16 protein-coding genes are annotated in these 21,057 nt (G+C 67.8%); 7 read left to right on the top strand and 9 right to left on the bottom strand.

Annotated elements, in window-relative coordinates:
• Positions 1-5: 5 nt before the first annotated feature.
• Entirely contained in the window at positions 6-806 is an 801-nt protein-coding gene (locus LPB260_RS22805) for a class I SAM-dependent methyltransferase (RefSeq protein WP_208708140.1), read from the bottom strand.
• A gap of 132 nt (positions 807-938) precedes the next feature.
• On the opposite strand from LPB260_RS22805, the gene rsgA reads away from it, so the two are divergent.
• Positions 939-1,970, top strand: coding sequence for a small ribosomal subunit biogenesis GTPase RsgA (gene rsgA, locus LPB260_RS22800; RefSeq protein ID WP_208708139.1), 1,032 nt, complete (start codon positions 939-941; stop codon positions 1,968-1,970).
• Positions 1,971-2,017: 47 nt separating this feature from the next.
• On the opposite strand, the gene motB is transcribed toward rsgA, so the two are convergent.
• Complete coding sequence (gene motB / locus LPB260_RS22795) at positions 2,018-3,028, bottom strand: flagellar motor protein MotB (protein ID WP_208708138.1); 1,011 nt, start codon at positions 3,026-3,028, stop codon at positions 2,018-2,020.
• A 6-nt stretch (positions 3,029-3,034) separates the two neighbouring features.
• Complete coding sequence (gene motA / locus LPB260_RS22790; protein WP_208708137.1) at positions 3,035-3,886, bottom strand: flagellar motor stator protein MotA; 852 nt, start codon at positions 3,884-3,886, stop codon at positions 3,035-3,037.
• A gap of 116 nt (positions 3,887-4,002) precedes the next feature.
• On the opposite strand from motA, the gene LPB260_RS22785 reads away from it, so the two are divergent.
• The 5 genes from LPB260_RS22785 (at position 4,003) to LPB260_RS22765 (ending at position 11,511) form a co-directional block, all read left to right on the top strand.
• Positions 4,003-5,529 (top strand): HDOD domain-containing protein, encoded by a 1,527-nt coding sequence (locus tag LPB260_RS22785; RefSeq protein WP_208708136.1) that lies wholly within the window; start codon positions 4,003-4,005, stop codon positions 5,527-5,529.
• Positions 5,530-5,573: 44 nt separating this feature from the next.
• Positions 5,574-6,389, top strand: coding sequence for a rhodanese-like domain-containing protein (locus LPB260_RS22780; RefSeq protein ID WP_208708135.1), 816 nt, complete (start codon positions 5,574-5,576; stop codon positions 6,387-6,389).
• Between the two features lie 35 nt (positions 6,390-6,424).
• Positions 6,425-7,288, top strand: coding sequence for an archaetidylserine decarboxylase (asd, locus tag LPB260_RS22775; RefSeq protein ID WP_208708134.1), 864 nt, complete (start codon positions 6,425-6,427; stop codon positions 7,286-7,288).
• 276 nt (positions 7,289-7,564) lie between these two features.
• Positions 7,565-9,379: a molecular chaperone gene (locus tag LPB260_RS22770; RefSeq protein ID WP_208708133.1), complete on the top strand. Its 1,815-nt coding sequence runs from the start codon at positions 7,565-7,567 to the stop codon at positions 9,377-9,379.
• Positions 9,380-9,441: 62 nt separating this feature from the next.
• Complete coding sequence (locus LPB260_RS22765) at positions 9,442-11,511, top strand: EAL domain-containing protein (protein WP_208708132.1); 2,070 nt, start codon at positions 9,442-9,444, stop codon at positions 11,509-11,511.
• A 53-nt stretch (positions 11,512-11,564) separates the two neighbouring features.
• Here the strand turns inward: LPB260_RS22765 and serB are convergent, their stop codons facing one another.
• Positions 11,565-12,779 (bottom strand): phosphoserine phosphatase SerB, encoded by a 1,215-nt coding sequence (serB, locus tag LPB260_RS22760; protein WP_208708131.1) that lies wholly within the window; start codon positions 12,777-12,779, stop codon positions 11,565-11,567.
• Between the two features lie 175 nt (positions 12,780-12,954).
• Between serB and LPB260_RS22755 the strand changes: the two genes are divergently transcribed.
• Complete coding sequence (locus tag LPB260_RS22755) at positions 12,955-14,433, top strand: AhpA/YtjB family protein (RefSeq protein ID WP_208708130.1); 1,479 nt, start codon at positions 12,955-12,957, stop codon at positions 14,431-14,433.
• A 99-nt stretch (positions 14,434-14,532) separates the two neighbouring features.
• Here the strand turns inward: LPB260_RS22755 and LPB260_RS22750 are convergent, their stop codons facing one another.
• From LPB260_RS22750 to parE, 5 genes are all read right to left on the bottom strand, one after another.
• Positions 14,533-15,240, bottom strand: a complete 708-nt coding sequence (locus LPB260_RS22750) for a membrane integrity-associated transporter subunit PqiC (protein WP_208708129.1) — start codon at positions 15,238-15,240, stop codon at positions 14,533-14,535.
• 137 nt (positions 15,241-15,377) lie between these two features.
• Positions 15,378-17,636: a DNA topoisomerase IV subunit A gene (gene parC, locus LPB260_RS22745; protein WP_208708128.1), complete on the bottom strand. Its 2,259-nt coding sequence runs from the start codon at positions 17,634-17,636 to the stop codon at positions 15,378-15,380.
• A gap of 7 nt (positions 17,637-17,643) precedes the next feature.
• Entirely contained in the window at positions 17,644-18,129 is a 486-nt protein-coding gene (locus LPB260_RS22740) for a TIGR02281 family clan AA aspartic protease (RefSeq protein ID WP_371926165.1), read from the bottom strand.
• A gap of 35 nt (positions 18,130-18,164) precedes the next feature.
• A complete protein-coding gene (locus LPB260_RS22735; RefSeq protein ID WP_208708126.1) occupies positions 18,165-19,148 on the bottom strand; it encodes an esterase-like activity of phytase family protein in 984 nt (327 codons plus the stop codon).
• Positions 19,148-21,046, bottom strand: a complete 1,899-nt coding sequence (parE, locus tag LPB260_RS22730; RefSeq protein ID WP_208708125.1) for a DNA topoisomerase IV subunit B — start codon at positions 21,044-21,046, stop codon at positions 19,148-19,150. The genes LPB260_RS22735 and parE overlap by 1 nt, the downstream gene beginning before the upstream one ends.
• Positions 21,047-21,057: the final 11 nt, after the last annotated feature.

Here is a 21,057-nt window from a genome sequence, read left to right as displayed (position 1 = left end):
GCGAATTATTCGCCTGACGATGCGCCCGGCTCACCGCCCATGCGCCACAGCAGCAGGCGCGACTCACGCCAGTCGTGCAGTTCGATCGAGCGGTCCGCCGCCACCCCGGGCACCTCGAAGCTGTTGCTGATCAGCCAGGCGTCCGCTTTCATCTGTGCCCGGGCCTTATCCCAGAGAGCCGCCATGGGCGCTGGCGAGAGGAAGCAGTAGACCACCTCGAAGCGCGACAGGTCGGTGCGCCAGAGGCTGGCGTAGCGCACCCGGCAGTTGCGCTGGGGCAGGCAACGCAGCCAGGCGATGGCAAAGGTCAGGGGCGCGGTCTCGACGCCAACGAATTGCGCAGCGGGAAAGCGCCGGGCCAGGTGCAGCAGGGTGCCGGCCGGGCCGCAGCCGAGGTCGACGAAACGAAAGTCCGCCGGGCGCGTGGCAAGCAGCGCCACCAGCTGCTCCTGGCAGCGCGCACCGCTCAGGTACAACGGCACGCGCTCGACCAGGCTGTTCCAGTTGAGCAGCAGCACCAGCAGGAAGGCGAGGAAGAACACCCAGGACGGTAGCGACGCGCCACTGCTGAGCAGCACTGCGGGGACGAACAGCAGGTTCAGCCACCACCACCAGCGTGCCAGGCCCAGCCAGCTGCCCAGGCTGGCGGCCAGCAGCCCCTGGAGCAATCCGGCCAGCAGCCAGGGCGCGCGCCAGTCGGACAGTTGCGCCGCCAGATAGATCCCGCCGCCGACCAGCAGGGTCGCCAGCAGCTGCGCCAGCAAGGCGCGCAACGCCGGATTGTTTCCGATCACACTCGCGCCCATGCGCTCGTCCAGCCGTCCCAAGATGCCCCGCAGTGTACCGAGCGCCTCGGCCGGCTGCAGCAAGCGAGTCGGCCGCCCGCGCGTGCTAAACTCGCGGCCGGTTTTCCCCGCGACTCAACCCTCGAGACCCCCATGGCCAAACGCCAACTCAACCGCCGGCAAAGCTGGCGCATCGACAAGATCCAGGGCGAGCGTGCCGCCCGCGCCGCCAAGCGCGAGTCACAAGCCGTGCAGATTTTGGAAGGCGGCGACCTCGGCCCGGAACAGGTGGGCCTGGTGATCGCCCACTTCGGCGTGCAGGTCGAGGTCGAGGCCCAGGACGGCGAACAGCGCGGCCAGGTGTTCCGCTGCCACCTGCGCGCCAACCTGCCGACCCTGGTCACCGGCGACCGCGTGGTGTGGCGCGCCGGCAACCAGGGCATCGGCGTGATCGTCGCGCAGCTGCCACGCGACAGCGAACTGTGCCGCCCGGACAGCCGCGGCCAGCTGAAGCCGGTGGCGGCCAACGTCGACCTGATCGTCATCGTCTTCGCGCCGCTGCCCGAGCCCCACGCCAACCTGATCGACCGCTACCTGGTGGCCGCCGAGCATGCCGGCATCCGTCCGCTGCTGCTGCTGAACAAGGCCGACCTGATCGACACGCAGAACGGCCCGGCGCTCGAAGCCCTGCTCGCGGTCTATCGCCAGCTCGGCTACCCGCTGCTGGAGGTCTCGGCCCACCAGGGCGACGGCATGGAGAAGCTCAAGCAGCAGCTGGACGACCACGTCAGCGTCTTCGTCGGACAATCCGGGGTGGGCAAGTCGTCGCTGGTCAACAGCCTGCTACCGGGCGTGGACACCCGGGTCGGTGCGCTGTCGGAGCTGACCGGCAAGGGCACCCACACCACCACCACCGCGCGGCTGTTCCACTTCCCCGGCGGCGGCGAGCTGGTCGACTCCCCCGGCATTCGCGAATTCGGCCTGGTGCACGTCAGTCGCGACGACGTCGAGGCGGGCTTCATCGAGTTCCACGAGCTGCTCGGCCACTGTCGCTTCCGCGACTGCAAGCACGACCGCGAGCCCGGCTGCGCCCTGCTCAAGGCCCTGGAGGACGGGCGCATCCACCCGCAGCGCATGGCCAGCTACCGGCACATCCTCGCCAGCCTGCCGGAAGCGGACTACTGAAACGACAAGGCCGCGATCACCCGCGGCCTTGACCCGGCAGGTGCCGCTCACTGACCAGGCTGGTCGAGCCGCAGCACCCCGTCCTCGAAGATATTCAAGCGCTTGCGCAGCTCCTCCGCCGAGGCCGGCGGCAATGGCTCGTCCGGCGACGACGCGGCCGAGCCACCATCGCTCGCCGGCGCCGCCTCGCCGCCCTGCGGCTCGCCCTCGATGGCCCGCTGCGCCTTCTTGGTCAGCACGGTGATGTCGATGCGCCGGTTCACCGGGTTCAGCGGGTTCTTTCGATCGAACAGGGCCGACGAGGCGTAGCCGACCACGCGCGCCAGCTGTTCCTCGTCGTAGCCGCCGGCCACCAGCACGCGCCGGGCGGCGTTGGCGCGATTGGCGGACAGCTCCCAGTTGCCGAAGTCGCCAGCCCCGGCGAAGGGCTTGGCATCGGTGTGGCCGCTGATGCTGATCTTATTCGGCACCGCCTTGATGGTGTCGACCATGGCCAGCAGGATGTCTTCGAAATAGGGCTGCAGGCGCGCACTGCCGAGGTCGAACATCGGCCGGTTCTCGGCATCGACGATCTGGATGCGCAGGCCGTCCTGGGTGATCTCGAACAGGATCTGGTCCTTGAAGCGCTGCAACTGCGGATTCTCCTCGACCCTGTTCTGCAGCTCCTGTAGCAGCAGCTTCAGACGCTCGCGCTCCAGCTCTTCGGCCATGGATTCGGCCTGCTCCGGGTCGACCTCGACCGCCTCGCCATCGACCCGCTCGCTGTCGGCCGGTTCCTGGATCTCCGGGTTCAGGGTGCGGTCCGGTGACGGCGTGGGCGAGCCACCGAGATCGATCACATAGGGGCTGGCGCTCTCGCTGAAACCGATCGGGTCCTTGAAATAGCCGGAGATCAGCTTCTTCTGCTCCGGCGAGGCCGAGGACATCAGCCACATCACCAGGAAGAACGCCATCATCGCCGTGGCGAAGTCGGCGAAGGCGATCTTCCAGGCGCCGCCATGGTGGCCGCCGGCGGTCTTCTTGACCCGTTTGACGATGATCGGCTGATTATTTTCCATGACTCATCAGTTTCCGCGCATCGCCTGTTCCAGCTCGGTGAAGCTCGGCCGGTGCGCCGGGAACAGCGTCTTGCGCGCGAACTCGACGGCCAGCGTCGGCGGCATGCCGGACGCCGAGGCCACCAGAGCGGCCTTGATCGATTCGTAGACGTTGAGTTCTTCCTTGGCGTCGTGCTCCAGGGCATTGGACAAGGGACCGAAGAAGCCATAGGACGCGAGGATGCCGAGGAAGGTGCCGACCAGGGCCGTGCCGACCTTCTCGCCGATCTGCGCGTTATCGGCTTCGGCGAGGATCGACATGGTGATCACGATACCCAGCACCGCCGCCACGATCCCCATCGCCGGCATGCCGTCGGCGACCTTGGCCACGGCATGGGCGGGATGCTCGAGTTCCTCCTTGAGGCTGGCCATCTCCATGTCGAACAGGCCCTCCAGCTCATGGGGCGCCATGTTGCCGGACGACATGATGCGCAGGTAGTCGCAGATGTAGGCGGTCATCCGCTCATCCTTGAGGATCGCCGGGTACTTGCTGAAGATCGGGCTGGCGGCCGGCTCCTCGAGGTCGGCCTCGATGGCCATCATGCCCTCGCGCCGGCTCTTGTTGAGGATCTCGTAGAGCAGCTTCAGCACCTCCAGGTAGAAGGTATGGGTGAAGCGCGAACTGAACATCTTCAGCGACTTCTTGAAGACGTGCATGAAGGTGCTGCCTGGGTTGGCCTGGAGGAAGGCGCCCAGGGCCGCACCGCCGATGATCATCACCTCGAAGGGGTGCACCAGGGCCATGAACTTGCCGCCGGAAAGAATAAAGCCGCCGATCACGCTGGCGAGCACGACGATGATGCCGATGATTTTTGCCATATAGAGAAAACTTGCAGGAACCAGGAGTTGGGGTTTGTTGAATCAACCCTTCTATTTATCGGAAGGAATGCGCGAGACTATAGCCTGTTAAGTGCAAAAGCCAGTTTGGCTCCCCCATGCCGACGCCCCTACCCCGCAGTCTCGACGCCTGGCTCAAACAGCTGGACAAACAACCTATACCGGTGCCTGCCGACAGTCACCAGCGGGTATGTCGCGCCCTGGCGGACAGTCGCTGCTCGCTGCGCGACATCGCCGAGCTGATGCAAGCCAGCCCGGCGCTGTCACTGCGCGTACTGCGCGAGGCCAATCGCCATAGCGGCGGCCTCGGCGAGCCGGCGGAGAGCCTGGAAAGCGCCATCGGTCGCCTGGGCCTGCAGCGCACCGAGGAACTGGTGCAGCGCCAGCCGACCCTGCCGGCCGAGGAGGTTCCCCCGGCACTGCGGCAGATCCAGCTGGTCAGCCAGCATGCCAGCCAGCAGGCCAACGGCCTGTTCGCCGGGCGCCTGGCCCGGCTCTGGCAGGAAATCCACTGGGGCAGCCTGCTGTTTCTCGCGCCGATCTGGACCCTGCTTGCCGCGCGGCCGGAGCTGTTCGAAACCTGGGAGCAGCGCGTCCTGGTCAAGGGCGAGCCGGCCAGCCGGGTCGAGCAGGAGCTGCTCGGCGTGCCCCTGCTCGAGCTCTGCCTGGCCCTGGCCGAACGCTGGCGCCTGCCGGAGTGGATCGTGCAGGGCTATCGCCTGCTGACCCAGGATCGCCGCCTGCTGATCAAGGCGCTGCATATCGCCCGCGATAACGAGCACCCGCTGCACCAGCAGCAGATGCTCGATGCCGATCCCCAGCTGCGCCGCTGGCTGACCCAGCCGGCCAACACCATAGTGCTGGCCAACGGCCTGGCGCTATCGGCCCACCAGGCCTGGAGCAGCCCGCACAGCCTGCGCTGGCAGCGCCTGAGCGGACTCTACCTGCAGCTTCCGCTGGTCGAAGTGCAGCAGCAGATTCACCAGCAGGCCGCCCAGAGTGCGCGCCTGCATGCCGCCAGCGGCCTCTGGCACCCGGCCGAGGCGCTGCTGTGGCCGCCCACCGCCCGCCACCTGCGCAGCGCCGTGCCAGAGGCGCCGGCACCGGCACCGGCGAAAGCCACGGCAGTCGATGAATGGCGACGCCTGTGCACGCAGCTGCTCGCCCAGCCCAGCGCCTTCAACAACCTCGAGCAGCTCGCCAGCGGCGCCAGCCAGGCCCTGCAGGCCTGCGGCCTGGCGCGCGTGCTGCTGCTGCTGGCCGACCGCAGCCACAGCCGCCTGCGCGCACTGCAGCACGCCGGCCTGGAGCAGCCAGGCAGCGGACTGGCGCTCGACCCCCAGCACAGCCAGGTGCTGCGCCGCCTGCTGAAGGAGCCGGGGCAGTTGCGCCTGAGCCCCAGCAATATCGCCCAGTTCTCCGCCCTGCTACCCGGCGCGCTCAAGGCACTGTTTCCCAGTGAGCACCTGCTGCTCCGCTCGCTGGCCTGCAACGGCCGGGTGGCCCTGCTGCTGGTCGTCGACCGCAACGGCGGCGCCTTCAGCGACACCCAGCTGCAGGCCTTCGGCAAGACGGCCCAGTGCATCGAGCGGGCCCTGAACAGCTTTGCCAGACGCGCGCCCTAGGCTTTCCGCTACAATTCGCCCCTTCTCCGACTAAGAGGTCCAGCATGACTGCCTTCGCCGAGTTGCCGTTGGTTATCCAGCCGGCCGATCTGGCCAGCCGCCTGAGCGCCCCCGAGCTGATCCTGGTCGATCTGACCAGCGCACCGCGCTATGCCGCCGGACACATTCCCGGCGCCCGCTTCGTCGACCCGAAACGCACCCAGCTGGGTCAGCCGCCGGCACCCGGCCTGCTGCCGGAACAGGCACAGCTGCAACAGCTATTCGGCGAACTGGGACACAACCCGGACGCCGTCTACGTGGTGTACGACGACGAGGGTGGCGGCTGGGCCGGTCGCTTTATCTGGCTGCTGGATGTGATCGGCCACGGCCGCTACCACTACCTTGACGGCGGCCTGGTGGCCTGGCTGGCCGAGGAGCGCCCGCTAAGCGGCGATCAGCCAGCCCCACTGTCCGCCGCAGCGTCGCTGAGCTTCAGCACGGCGCCCAGCGCCACGCGCGAGTACCTGCAGAGCCGCCTGGGGGCCAATGACCTGGCGATCTGGGACGCCCGCTCCCCGGCCGAGTACCGCGGCGAGAAGGCCCTGGCAGCCAAGGCCGGGCACATTCCCGGCGCGGCAAACCTGGAGTGGACCGCCTGCATGGATCAGGCCCGAGCCCTGCGCCTGCGCCAGGACCTGCCCGAGCTGCTCGCCGACCTGGGCATCACCCCGGACAAGGAAGTGATCACCCACTGCCAGACCCATCACCGCTCCGGCCTCACCTACCTGGTGGCCAAGGCCCTCGGCTACCCGCGCGTCAAGGCCTATGCGGGTTCCTGGGGCGAGTGGGGCAACCACCCGGACACCCCGGTCGAACGTTGAATCGCCGCGCCTCGGCCGGCCCTTAAGGAAACCCGATGAAACAGCGTCTATTTATCCTCAGCCAGTACCTGCTGCCCCACCACCTGCTGTCACGCCTGATCGGCCATGCCGCAGAGTGCCGCGCGCCCTGGTTCAAGAACCGCCTGATCGACTGGTTCATCAAGCGCTACCAGGTCGACATGAGCGAAGCCCAGTGCGAGCAGCCGAGCGCCTTCGAACACTTCAACGCCTTTTTCACCCGGGCGCTGAAGGATGGCGCCCGCCCGCTGGACGACAGCCCGGACGCGGTGCTCTGCCCGGCCGACGGTGCGGTCAGCCAGTTGGGGCCGATCGAGCACGGGCGGATCTTCCAGGCCAAGGGCCACAGCTTCAGCGCGGTCGAGCTGCTCGGCGGCGATGCCGAGCGCGCCGCGCCGTTCATGGGCGGCGCATTCGCCACCATCTACCTGTCGCCGAAGGACTACCACCGGGTGCACATGCCCCTGGCCGGCACGTTGCGGGAAATGGTCTACGTGCCGGGGCGGCTGTTCTCGGTCAACCAGACCACGGCGCAGAATGTCCCCGAGCTGTTTGCCCGCAACGAGCGGGTGGTCTGCCTGTTCGACACCGAGCGCGGGCCGATGGCCGTGGTGCTGGTCGGGGCGATGATCGTCGCCTCGATCGAGACGGTCTGGGCCGGCTTGGTGACCCCGCCCAAGCGCAGCCTCAAGAGCGTGCGCTATGACGAGGCGGCGCGCGCACCTATCAGCCTGGACAAGGGCGCGGAACTGGGCCGTTTCAAGCTGGGCTCCACCGCCATCGTCCTGTTCGGCCCGGACCAGGTGCAGTGGGCCGAACAGCTCGGCGCCGACAGCCAGGTGCGGATGGGCCAAAGACTCGGCAGCAGCCGCCAGGCCTGAGACTCACCCATTTGCCGCCAGGGCCAGGCGCAGCCCTGGCCCTGGCGGCAAAACGCAAGCAATCTTGGTGATTCACCCCTCGCGCCGAACGCCGGCGGCGCCCAGCGGTCCAACTGCCGCCCCCTCACACTCCCCCGCGTGCGGGCCTGCATTCGGTCACAGCGTGAACGAAGGGTTCTAGCGATGGCTGCACCCCCGCGCGGATGCTGCTAGAGTCTGCAACATTATTATTAGATCGACCCGCCTCGGCCGCTGGCGTTGGAGTCTCCGATTTAGATGGATAGACAGAGTCCTCACCTGCTGCTCCGCGTCCCCACACCGGACAAGCAGAGCCTGTCGTTCTGCCAAGCGCACCCGCGCGACCTCAAACACTGGATTGCCGGCCTGCCCAAGGCCAACATCGGCGAAACGGCCCGTCAGCTCTATCAGGCCCTGGTCGAGCTCAACCAGCTGCAGACCCCCTCCGACATGCGCCTGCAACTGCTCGAGCTGCTGCGTCCCGAGGTGTACTTCGTCTGCAAGCACCTGGAGCGGCACTTCCTCAGCCAGGCCATCGTGCTCGACGAGCGCCCGCGCAAAGTCGCCAACCTGTGCCAAGCGCTGCAGAACCACCTGGCGGTCGGCTACAAGCTGATCATCGTCCGCCTCGCCACCCAGACCAGCCGCGAGCAGATCCAAGCCCTGACCCTCGCCCTGCAGCGCGCGATCCACAGCCTGTGCGCCCCGTTGATCCGCACCAGCCAGCTGTATTGCCCGGTGCCGGAAGGTCTCTGGCTTGAACTGCACCAGCTCTACCAGATCGCCCGGCAACGTAACCTGCATCAAGTGGCGATCCGCGACCCCCTGGGCACCCACACCCAGGGATTGAGCATCGAGCAGAACTACCTGGTGGCCCTGATGCTCGGCTCTGCTCGCTGCAACCAGATGCGCCAGAACAGCATCGCGCGCCTGGCAGAGGTCCTCGAACCCTGGAGCGCCCTGGTGCGCCTGCAGGCGGGCGACGCCCCCTCCAGCCTGTTCGCCGTGTCGCCGCAACAGGACGGTCCGCCACGCTACAGCTCGCTGTTCCAGCCCAGCGAACTGCACCATGCCCTCGGCATCGATCCAGGCCCGCTGGTCGATGCGATCAAGGAATACCTGCTGCTGCCAGCCGAAGACCGCGCCAGCGCGCGCCTGCTGGTTCCCGAGGGGCTCAGCCAGGACATGCTGCAACATCTCAGCGCGGCCTGGGGGGACATCGCCGAGCGCACCTTTCAGCGCACCCCCGGGCAGGGCTCGCTGACCCTGTGCATCGGCATGAGTGCACTGCATTTCTTCCTGTCCAGCCAGCGCGCCTTCAGCAAGACGCTGCAACTACCCGTCAGCAATTCGGTCGAGTTCAAGCCACGCAGCGGTGCTCCCGATGTCTGGGCCAAGGCGTTCGACGCCCAGCAAACGACCAACTGGGAGCAGGGCCTGCCGTTCGAGGAGATCGAGTACAGCAAGCCCCCATCGCCAACGGCCCAGGGCGGCCAGCCGCAGGCCGCCGAGAGCAAGGAGAGCTACCCGAGCTACGCGCTGCCCATCATCAACCACAGCCCAGGCGGCTACTGCCTGTCCTGGCCGAAGGAGGTGCCCAGCCAGCTGCAGGCCGGCGAACTGCTCGGCGTGCAGGACAACCCCGAACAGGGCTGGAGCGTCGCGGTGGTGCGCTGGATACGCCAGGTCCGCGGCGGCGGCACCCAGATGGGCATCGAGCTGATCGCCCCCCACGCCCAGGCCTGCGGCCTGCAACTGGTGCGCAAGGCCGACCAGAGCAGCCAGTACCTGCGGGCCTTGCTGCTGCCGGCAATCAGTGCCATCTCCCGTCCAGCGACACTGGTCACGCCCAGGCTGCCTTTTCAGGAAGGCAACAAGGTCATGATCAACCTCAATGGCACGGAACGCCGTGCCGTGCTCAGTCGCCGGCAGACCAGCACCGGCAGTTTCAGTCAGTTCGAGTACCGCAGCCTCGACCAGCCGGACACCCCCGCAGGGAAGCCCGTCACACCCTCGGGAAGCCGCGGCGCAGGCGGGGAGGAAGACTTTGACTCGCTCTGGAAGTCGCTGTAGATTGCCGGTTCTCTACCTTTTGTCGCCTTTTCGCGCCCGTTCGGCGCAGACCTGACCCCACCATGGCCATCGAAAAAAAGACTATTCGACTGCTGATCCTGGAAGACTCGCAGAATGAGGCCGAGCGCCTCGTCAGCCTGTTCCGCAACGCCGGCCGCGCGACCCGGGTGCACCGCCTGAGTTCGAGCGAGGACCTGGCCGACGCCCTACAGCAGAGCTGGGACCTGCTGATCGCCGCGCCCAGCAGCGAGCACCTCGCCCCCGGCGAGGCGATCAACGCCATCCGCCGCCAGGCCAAGGACATTCCGGTCATCCAGCTGCTCGACGGCAACGACTCCGACAGCATCACCGAGGCCCTGACCCTGGGCGCCCAGGACGCCCTGCCGCAAGGCGAGGACGAGCGCCTGATCCTGGTGGCCCAGCGCGAGCTGGCCAACCTAGAGGAACGCCGTGCGCGACGGGCCGCCGAAGTGGCCCTGCGCGAAGCGGAGAAGCGCTGCCAACTGCTGCTCGAGAGCTCGGTCGACGCCATCGCCTACGTCCACGACGGCATGCACATCTATGCCAACCGTTCCTATCTCGAGCTGTTCGGCTACGAGGACGCCGAGGAGCTGGAGGGCATGCCGATGATCGACCTGATCGCCGCCGCCGACCAGGCAGGTTTCAAGGACTTTCTTAAGGGCTACCAGGGCGCCGAAGGCAACGCCGAACTGGGCTGCACCGGGGTCAAGGCCAGCGGCGACAGCTTCAAGGTACGGATGAGCTTCTCGGCGGCCAGCTATGACGGCGAGCCGTGCATCCAGGTGGTGATTCGCGGCGAGGTCGGCAACGCCGAACTGGAGGAAAAGCTGCGGGAAATCAGCAGCCAGGATCTGGTCACCGGCCTGTACAACCGCAATTACTTCCTGGAACTGATGGACGCTGCCGCCGAGCGCGCGGTGAACATCGGCCAGCCGGCCAGCCTGGCCTACATCCGCGTCGACCAGTACGCCAGCCTGCTCGCCGAAGTCGGCCTGGCCGGCATCGACCTGCTGCTGACCGACCTGGCCAACCTGCTGCGCGCGCACTTCGCCGGCGAGGCGCAACTGGCCCGCTTCGGCGACGACGTATTCACCGTGCTGCAACCCGGCCTGACCCCGGAACAGTCGCGGGAAGGCCTGACGGCCGTGCTGAAGAAAGTCGAAAGCCATCTGTTCGACATCAGTGGCCGCACCGCCCAGACGACCCTGTCGATCGGCGTCGCCGGCCTCAGCGAGAAGACCACCAAAGCCCAGGACGTGGTCAACCGCGCGCAACGCTGCGCCGACGAACTGAGCGAAGGCAACGCCCTGAAACTGTTCGACCCGTCCGCCGAGCTGGCCGCCGCCGCCAACCGCGGCAGCATCGTGGCGATGGTCCAGCAGGCGCTTGAGAACAACAGCTTCCGCCTGCTGTTCCAGCCGATCATCAGCCTGCGCGGCGACAGTCACGAGCACTACGAAGTGCTCCTGCGCATGCTCAACCCCCAAGGACAGGAGGTGCCGCCACCGGACTTCCTCAACGCCGCCAAGGAGGCCGGCCTCGGCGAGAAGATCGACCGCTGGGTGATCCTCAATTCGATCAAGCTGCTCGCCGACCACCGCAGCAAGGGTCACAACACCCGCCTGTTCGTTCACCTGTCGAGCGCCAGCCTGCAGGACCAGACCCTGCTGCCCTGGCTCAGCGTCGCCCTGAAGGCCGCGCGCCTGCCTTCGGACTCGCTGGTCTTCCAGCTCAACGAGCCGGACGCCATCGCCTACCTGAAACAGGCCAAGGCCCTGACCCATGGCCTGCGCGAGCTGCATTGCAAGGTGGCCCTGAGCCAGTTCGGCTGCGCCCTGAACCCGTTCAACACGCTCAAGCACCTGCAGCTGGACTTCATCAAGATCGACGGCTCCTACTCCCAGGACCTCAACACGGCGGACAGCCAGGAAGCCCTGAAGACCCTGCTGGCCAGCCTGCATGCCCAGGCCAAGCTGACCATAGTGCCCTTCGTCGAGAGCGCCAGCGTCCTGGCCACGCTGTGGCAGGCCGGGGTCAACTACATCCAGGGCTACTACCTGCAGGCGCCGAGCCAGTCGATGAACTACGACTTCTCCTCCGACGACGAGTGACACCGCCCGCCGAAATGAAAAAGCCGCCCGTGGGCGGCTTTTTCATGTCGATTTCAGGCCAGTCCGTCGCGGTCGCGGAACCCCAGCAGATAGAGGATGCCGTCCAGCCCCAGGGTGGAGATGGCCTGCTTGGCCGACTGCTTGACCAGAGGCTTGGCGCGAAACGCCACGCCCAGCCCGGCTATCGCCAGCATCGGCAGGTCGTTGGCGCCATCGCCCACGGCGATGGTCTGCTCCAGGCGCAGGCCTTCCTGGTCCGCCAGCTGGCGCAACAGGTCGGCCTTGCGCTGGGCATCGACGATCGGCTCGACCGCCACGCCGGTGACCCGGCCATCGACGATCTGCAGTTCGTTGGCGAACACATAGTCGATGCCCAGCTTGGCTTGCAGCTGCTTGGCGAAATAGCTGAAGCCGCCCGAGAGGATGGCGGTCTTGTAGCCCAGCCGGCGCAGCTCGGCGAACAGCGTCTCCGCCCCCTCGGTCAGCCGCAGCGAGGCGCCGATATCGGCCAGCACGGTTTCCGGCAGGCCCTTGAGCAGCGCCATGCGCTCCCTGAAGCTGGCGGCGAAGTCCAGCTCGCCGCGCATGGCCCGCTCGGTGATCGCCGCCACCTGCTCGCCGACCCCGGCGGCCTTGGCCAGCTCGTCGATCACTTCCGCCTCGATCAGCGTGGAGTCCATGTCGAACACCGCCAGGCGGCGGTTGCGGCGAAACAGCGAGTCGCGCTGGAAGGCGATGTCGACATTCAGCTCCTGAGCGACACTGAGGAACTCGGCACGCAGCGCAGCCGGATCGGCCGGCTCGCCGCGCACGGAGAACTCGATGCAGCCCTTGCTCTGCTCGGCCGGGGTGTCCAGCGGCATGCGCCCGGACAGGCGGTCGATATGGTCGATATTCAGGCCGTAGCGGGCGGTGATCGCGCTGACCCGCTGCAGCTGCTCGGCGGTGACCTTGCGGGTCAGCAGGGTGACGATGTGCCGGGCCTTGCCCTGACCGCCCACCCACTGTTGGTAGTCCGCCTCCGAGACCGGGGTGAAGCGCACCTGCTGGTCCAGCTTGTAGGCGGTGAACAGCACATCCTTGAGTACCGAGGAGGCCTGTTCGGTATCCGGGATCTCGACCAGGATGCCGAACGACAGGGTGTCATGGATCACCGCCTGGCCGATGTCGAGGATATTCACCCCGCCCTGGGCCAGCACGCCGGTGATGGCGGCGGTGAGACCGGGGCGGTCCTCGCCAGTGATATTGATCAGGACGATTTCGCGCACGGCGCACCCCCAGGGCTCGGTTGAAAAATGGACCACCAGCCAAACGCTGAGCAGGCCGGAGAAAAGCCGCACATTCTAACCATTTTCGCAGCCGTACGGGCATGCGCGACGCTTTGCCCGCTGCAGGGCGGTCGCTATACTGCGCGGCAACTCCAGTCGACGAGAGCCGAGCTCTGTGAACCGGCCCGCCCCCGTAAAGCCCGACAACTTCTTCCTCCTGCTGTTTCAGGCCCTGCGCCAACGCCGGGTGCCGCTGGCCCTGCGCATCGCCAGCCACAGCCTGCTGCTGGTGGCCCTGGCGCTGGTGATCTATGCCTGGGTCATCGGCATGCAGTTCAAGCAGGCCATGCAGCAGCAGGCCGAGGCCCTGGGCACCAGCCTGATCACCCAGACCGCCGCCTCGGCCACCGAGCTGCTGGTGTCCAACGACATCCTCAGCCTCAACGTGCTGCTGAACAACCTGGTGAAGAACCCACTGGTGGCCCACGCCGCGATCTACAGCGTGGACAATCGCATCCTCGCCGAAGCCGGCGCCCGCCCCAGCAAGAACATGCTCGGCGAAACCGAGGGCCTGTACTCGACCCCCATCACCTTCCAGGAGGTCATCGCCGGCCAGCTGCGCATCAGCCTCGACATGCGCCAGTTCCAGCAGCCGATGACCATCAGCCTGCAGAGCATGGGCATCCTCAGCCTGATCCTGCTGGCGCTGACCCTCAGCCTGAGCCTGCGCCTGGGCCGGCATATCTCCACGCCGCTGCTGCAACTGCGGGTCTGGCTGCGCGACCCGGACGACCCGGCGCCCGGCGCCGGTCGCCAGGACGAGATCGGCGACCTGGCGCGCCAGCTGCAGGCCCGCCTGGTGCCGGAGAAGCCGGAGGTGGAGGGGCTCGACGATGAAGACCAGGGGTTCGAGGACGACGAGCAGTACCTGGACGACAGGCTCGACGACGAGCCCGGCTTCGCCGTACCCAACCTGCGCAACGAGCGCGTCGACGAGCTCGACGCCGACGATGACGAGCACCTCGACCCCTTCGCCGATCTGCGCGATGTCCCCGCGCAACAGCCGCCGGCACCGCCTGCGGCGCCGCAGCCCAGCGCCGTGCTGGCCATCCAGCTGGGCGCCCAGGAGCAACTGCGGCGCCTGCCACGGGCGCGCCTGCTCGATCTGCTGCAGCGTTACCGCGACTGCCTGAACCAGGCGGCCGAGCTCTACCAGGGCGAACTGCACACCCTCAGCGATGGCAGCAGCCTGATGCTGTTCCACAGCCGGGACAGCGGCGACGACTACCTGACCCACGCCATCTGCTGTGGCGAGCTGATGCGCGCACTCGGCCATGCCCTGCAGATCGAGGTCGCCGACAGCGGCATCACCCTGCAACTGCAACTGGGCCTGACCCAGGGCAGCGAATTGGTCGACCTCAGCCAGGGCGACCTGCTGCTCAGCGAAACCGCCCAGGACGCCCTGGCCCTGTCCCAGCACAGCCGCAATCTGCTGCTGCTGGAGCGGCGCATCGCCGAAGACCCGCTGGTTCGCCAGCGCAGCCGCATACGCGCCATCGCCAGCCCGGACGGCGCCAGTTGTGTGGAGCGGCTGCTGGAGCCTTACCCGTCACTGCTGGAGCGGCAACTGGCGCGCATGCACGAGAGCCACTGACCCCCAGGGCGGCGTCCAGTAAACAGCAGCCACAAAAAAGCCCCGCGCCAAGCGCGGGGCTTTTTTGTGCTCGAGCCACCGGCCCGACTGGCCCTGACGTCAGAAGCGAAACACCTCGCCCTCGTTCCTGAGCGGTTCGGCCACCGGAATCTTCGGCTTGGCCGGCTTCGCCGCCGGCGTGACCGGGGCCTTCTTGCGCGGCTCCTTGGCCACCTCCGGCGGCAGATCGCCGTACTCCTGCACCGCCAGCGCCACCTGCTCGACCAGTTGGCGCATCACCAGGCTCTGGGCCCGCACCTGGTCGGCGATGGAGCCCTCATGGGTCTCTTCCAGGCGCACCAGCCGGCCGTCGAGCAACTTCCCCTCGCCGCTCAGCAGGCGCCAGTGGGCCTCCAGCACGGCGGGACGCTGCGGGCCGGAGTCGAGGCGGCTGATGGCCAGCAGCACCTGGACCTGGGGGCTGAAGCCGGGCGTCGCCGGCGCCATCACCAGGCGCTGGCTGTTCAGCCGCGCCGCCAGTTGGCGCAGCAGCTGGCGATCGATGTCCGCCGCCAGGCTGCCGGCCCAGCGCCCGTCACGGGCCGCGGTCAGGCTGCCATCGGGCTGGCGTTGCAGCAGGGCCTCGCGCTGCAGGTAATCGGCAATCGACACCGGCCCCAGCAGCACCGCCACCCCACCCTTGTCGGTGGGCAGCGGGGCATTGCCGCCGTCGAGCTGATACAGCGGAACCGGTTGGTAGGCCGTGCAGCCGACCAGGCCGAGCAGGCCGGTCAGCAGCAGGATCAAGGGAAGGCGCACTACAGTCATTGCTCTCATCCGGCCGGCAGGCACTGCCGGCAGTCAAACCTGGGTTGGCGAATGCATTCAGCCGTCCTGATGCATCCCGCGGCCCACCATCATCCGCCAAAGCGGCGCACGACTCCAGCCTCGTGCGCCGCTTCGGCTCATCCGGCCTGTTCCACCAGCAGCCCATCGACCCGCTGGAAACCGCGCGGCAGCTTGTTGCCGCGGCGCCCGCGCTCGCCCTTGTAGTGCTCCAGGTCATCGGCCTTGAGCGACAGGGTGCGCTTGCCCGCCTGCAGCACCAGGGTGCTACCGGCCGGCAGCACCGCCAGGTCGCTGAGGTATTCCTCGCGACTGGCGACCCGCTCGCCGGGAATGCCGATGATCTTGTTGCCCTTGCCCTTGCCCAGCTGCGGCAGGTCGGCGACCTTGAACAGCAACAGGCGGCCCTCGGTGGTCACCGCCGCCAGCCAGTCCTCCTCGCGATTGGCCAGGGGCTTGGGCGCGATCACCTTGGCCCCCGCCGGCAGGCTGAGCAGGGCCTTGCCGGCCTTGTTCTTGGCCTGCAGGTCCTCGCCCTTGACCACGAAACCGTAGCCGGCGTCGGAGGCGATCACGTAGAGCGCATTGTCGTCCGGCAGCAGCACGCACTCGAAACTCGCCCCCGGCGGCGGCGCCAGGCGCCCGGTCAGCGGCTCGCCCTGACCGCGCGCCGACGGCAACGAGTGCGCCGCCAGCGAGTAGCTGCGGCCGGTGGAGTCGATAAACACCGCGAACTGGTTGGAGCGCCCCGGCGCGGCCGCCTTGAAGCCGTCGCCGGCCTTGTAGGACAGGCCGGTGGCATCGATGTCGTGGCCCTTGGCGCAGCGCACCCAGCCCTTCTCGGACATCACCACGGTGATCGGCTCGGTCGGCAGCAACTCGGTTTCCGACAGGGCGCGGGCCTCGGCGCGCTCGACGATCGGCGAGCGCCGCGCGTCGCCATAGGTCTCGGCGTCCTTGATGATCTCGTCGCGCACCAGCTTCTTCAGCTTGACCTCACTGCCGAGCAGGGCCAGCAGCTTGGCGCGCTCCTTGGCCAGCTCGTCCTGCTCGCCGCGGATCTTCATCTCTTCCAGGCGCGCCAGCTGACGCAGGCGGGTGTCGAGGATGTAGTCGGCCTGCACCTCGGTCAGGCCGAAACGGGCCATCAGCACCGGCTTGGGTTGGTCCTCGGTACGGATGATGTGGATCACCTCGTCGAGATTGAGGAAGGCCACCAGCAGGCCCTCCAACAGGTGCAGGCGCTTCTCCACCTTGTCCAGGCGGAACTGCAGGCGCCGGCGCACGGTGTTCACCCGGTACTCCAGCCACTCGCGCAGCAGCTGGCGCAGGTTCTTCACCTGGGGCTTGCCGTCCAGGCCGATGACGTTGGTGTTGACCCGGTAGCTGGACTCCAGGTCTGTGGTGGCGAACAGGTGGGTCATCAGCTCGTCGGCATCGACCCGGTTGGAGCGCGGGATGATGACGATGCGGCAGGGGTGCTCGTGGTCCGACTCGTCGCGCAGGTCGGCGACCATCGGCAGCTTCTTGGCCTGCATCTGCCCGGCGATCTGCTCCAGCACCTTGGCCCCGGAGACCTGATGCGGCAGCGCGGTGACCACGATGTCGCCGTCCTCGATGCGATACACCGCGCGCATGCGCACCGAACCGCGGCCGGTCTCGTAGATCTTCAACAGATCGCTGCGCGGGGTGATCACCTCGGCCTCGGTGGGGAAGTCCGGGCCCAGCACGTGCTCGCAGAGCTGCTCGACCGTGGCGTCCGGCTGATCGAGCAGGCGCACGCAGGCGGCGGCGACCTCGCGCAGGTTGTGCGGCGGCACGTCGGTGGCCATGCCCACGGCGATGCCGGTGGTGCCGTTGAGCAACAGGTTGGGCAGGCGCGCCGGCAGGGTCGCCGGCTCGTTGAGGGTACCGTCGAAGTTCGGCACCCAGTCCACCGTGCCCTGGCCCAGTTCGGTCAGCAGCACCTCGGAGTAGCGCGACAGGCGCGCCTCGGTGTAGCGCATGGCGGCGAAGGACTTGGGATCGTCCGGCGCGCCCCAGTTGCCCTGGCCGTCGACCAGGGTGTAGCGATAGCTGAACGGCTGGGCCATCAGCACCATGGCCTCGTAGCAGGCCGAGTCGCCATGGGGGTGGAACTTGCCGAGCACGTCGCCGACGGTGCGCGCCGACTTCTTGTGCTTGGCGTCGGCGTCCAGGCCCAGCTCGCTCATGGCATAGACGATGCGCCGCTGCACGGGCTTGAGGCCATCGCCGATATGCGGCAGGGCGCGATCCATGATCACGTACATCGAGTAGTTGAGATAGGCCTGCTCGGTGAAGTCGGCAAGCGAGCGGCGCTCAACGCCATCCAGGCTCAGATCGAGGGATTCGCTCATGAAAGTCTCATCGCAAGGTTGATTGGCGCAGCATCAGGGTGCCGTCGCGCTGGGTGAATTCGAGTTGTTTGAGGGCGCTCATGCCCAGCAGCACTTCCTCGCCATCCATGCCGGGGGCGATCAGCGCCTCGACGTCATGCAGCACGATGTCGCCCAGCCGCAGGCTGGCCAGTTGCGTGCGATGGGCCGTGGCGCGGCCATTGGCGGTGCTGATGGTGATCGCCGCGCCGGCACGCAGGCCCAGGCGCCGGGCCGCCTCCACGGGCACCGCCACCTGGGTGGCGCCGGTGTCGAGGAGGAAGGTCACCGGCTCGCCGTTGATCTGCCCGGTGGCGCGGTAATGCCCCTGGCGACTGCTGGCCAGGCGTACTTCCACGTAATCGCTGCCATGCAGCGACTCGGGCTGACGATTGGGGTTGCGCTGGGACTCCTCCCAATCGGCGAAGAAGCGCGTGGCCAGCAGCAGCGCGGCGAGCCAGGCGAGCACCAGCATCACCCGCCCCGCCCGGCGTCCCGGCGCTGGCGCGCTCACCGGCGGCCGCCCCAGCCGTGCTTCGGCGCGGCGACGCGCCAGACGATCGGCCGCTGCTCGCCATCGGCGCGGGCCTGGCCCTGATTGTCCAGGCCGATCCAGGCGCCTTCGGCATCGACCCACAAGGCCTCGGCCTGGCCTTGGCTCGACGGATAGCGGCGAGCGTCGGTGAGCGCCTCGGCGGCGAAGGACCAGCAGCGTTCGACCGCGCCGTCGCTCAGCTGGCGGCGGCAGATACGATGGGCCTGGCGTTCCAGGGTGAAGAGTTTCTCCTGATGGAAGGCCAGGCCGGAGAAGTCCCGGGGCCGCGCCTCGTCGCCCAGTTGCGCCGGCGCCGGCTCGCGGCCGCCTTCGCTGATCAGCACGCAGCCACCGCTGCAGCGCCAGGACAGGCCATTGCCGTGCAGCACCAGCAGACCGCGACGATTGCGCTCGGCGGCCAGCCACAGGCGCTCACCGGCCGGATCGACGGCGACGCCCTCCAGCAACGCGTTGAATTTCAGCAACATGCCGCTGGCCCGCGCCTGGCGCACCACGGCTTCCGGCAGGGCCAGCCAGCGCGCCTCGCCCAGGGGCGTAAGGCGCAACACGGCGGCCTGCGACTCGCTGACCAGGTAGCGATTGCCCTGCCGATCGCAGGACAGTCCCTCGAAGTCCAGGCCACCGCCCCGCACCTGGCCGGCGACCCAGGTGCTCATGCGCAGCCCCCAGGGCAGCGGCATGGGCGGTGACGGCGGGGCCGCGAAGGGCTCGGCCTCGGCCTGCCAGACCTCGGCGCCGGTCTGCAGGCGGTACAGCCGGTCATCCTCGCGGTCCGACACCGCCCACAGCGTGTCCTCGCACTGGGCCAGGCCGGACAGGTTGCCACCGGCCAGGCCCTCGACCGGGTACTCGCCGAGCAGGCTCAACTCCTCGAGGGGCGGCGCATCCGCCGATGCCGCCGCCGAGACCAGCAACAGCGCGACAGCCAGGCCACGCATCAGAGCAGCACCTCGGCCAGGTTGCCCTTGGACTCCAGCCAGGACTTGCGGTCGCCGGCGCGCTTCTTCGCCAGCAGCATGTCCATGATCTCCCGGGTGCCTTCGAAGTCGTCCAGGGTCAGTTGCACCAGGCGCCGGGTATTCGGGTCCATGGTGGTCTCGCGCAGCTGCGGCGGGTTCATCTCGCCGAGGCCCTTGAAGCGGGTGACCTGGGGCTTGCCGCGGCGCTTCTCGGCCACCAGGCGGTCGAGGATGCCGTCGCGCTCGGCGTCGTCCAGGGCGTAGAACACCTCCTTGCCCAGGTCGATGCGATACAGCGGCGGCATGGCCACATAAACGTGGCCGGCATCCACCAGGGGGCGGAAGTGCCGGACGAACAGCGCGCACAGCAGGGTGGCGATGTGCAGACCGTCGGAGTCGGCGTCGGCGAGAATGCAGATCTTGCCGTAGCGCAGCTGGGAGAGGTCGCTGGATCCCGGGTCGATGCCGATGGCCACGGCGATGTCATGCACCTCCTGGCTGGCCAGCACCTCGCCGCCGTCGACCTCCCAGGTATTCAGGATCTTGCCGCGCAGCGGCATGATCGCCTGGAACTCCTTGTCGCGCGCCTGCTTGGCGCTGCCTCCGGCCGAATCGCCCTCGACCAGGAACAGCTCCGCGCGCATCGGCTCCTGGCCGGCGCAGTCGGCGAGCTTGCCGGGCAGTGCCGGGCCCTGGGTGATGCGCTTGCGTTCGACCTTCTTGCCGGCCTTGAGGCGCCGGTTGGCGTTGCTGATCGCCAGCTCGGCGAGCTGCTGGCCGAACTCGGGGTGGGCGTTGAGCCACAGGCTGAAGGCGTCCTTGACCACACCAGAGACGAAGGCCGCGGCCTCGCGCGAGGACAGGCGCTCCTTGGTCTGCCCGGAGAACTGGGCATCCTGCATCTTCATCGACAGGACGAAGGCGATGCGCTCCCAGATGTCCTCGGGCGCCAGCTTGACCCCGCGCGGCAGCAGATTGCGGAACTCGCAGAACTCGCGCATGGCGTCCAGCAGGCCCTGGCGCAGGCCGTTGACGTGGGTGCCGCCCTGGGCGGTGGGAATCAGGTTGACGTAGCTCTCCTGCACGCCCTCGCCGCCCTCCGGCAGCCACAGCAAGGCCCAGTCCACCGCTTCCTTGTTACCACTGAGGCTGCCGCAGAACGGTTCCTCGGGCAGGCGCGGGTACTCGCTGACCGCATCCACCAGGTAGGAGCGCAGGCCGTCCTCGTAGAGCCACTCGACCCGCTCGCCGCTGGCCTTGTCCTCGAAACTGACCGCCAGGCCCGGACAGAGCACGGCCTTGGCCTTGAGCACGTGCTTGAGGCGGCTGACCGAGAACTTGTACGAGTCGAAGTACTTGGGGTCCGGCCAGAAATGCACGCTGGTGCCAGTGTTGCGCTTGCCGACCGTGCCCATTACCTCCAGATCGCTGGCCTTGAAGCCGTCGGCGAAGGCCATGCGGTATTCGCTGCCGTCACGCTTGACGCGCACCTCGACCCGGGTCGACAGGGCGTTGACCACCGAGATGCCGACGCCGTGCAGACCGCCGGAAAACTGGTAGTTCTTGTTGGAGAACTTGCCGCCGGCGTGCAGCTTGGTGAGGATCAGCTCGACCCCCGGCACCCCTTCCTCGGGGTGGATGTCCACCGGCATGCCACGCCCGTCGTCGAGCACTTCCAGGGAGTTGTCCTCGTGGAGGATCACCTGGATCGACTTGGCGTGGCCGGCCAGGGCTTCGTCGACGCTGTTGTCGATCACTTCCTGGGCCAGGTGGTTGGGCCGGCTGGTGTCGGTGTACATGCCCGGGCGCTTGCGCACCGGGTCGAGGCCGGAAAGGACTTCGATGGCGTCTGCGTTATAGGCGTTCTGCTGGGCCATGGGGTCTCGAA

The organism is Pseudomonas sp. LPB0260 (assembly GCF_013388395.1).
This window is presented reverse-complemented; position numbering and strand designations above follow the sequence as displayed.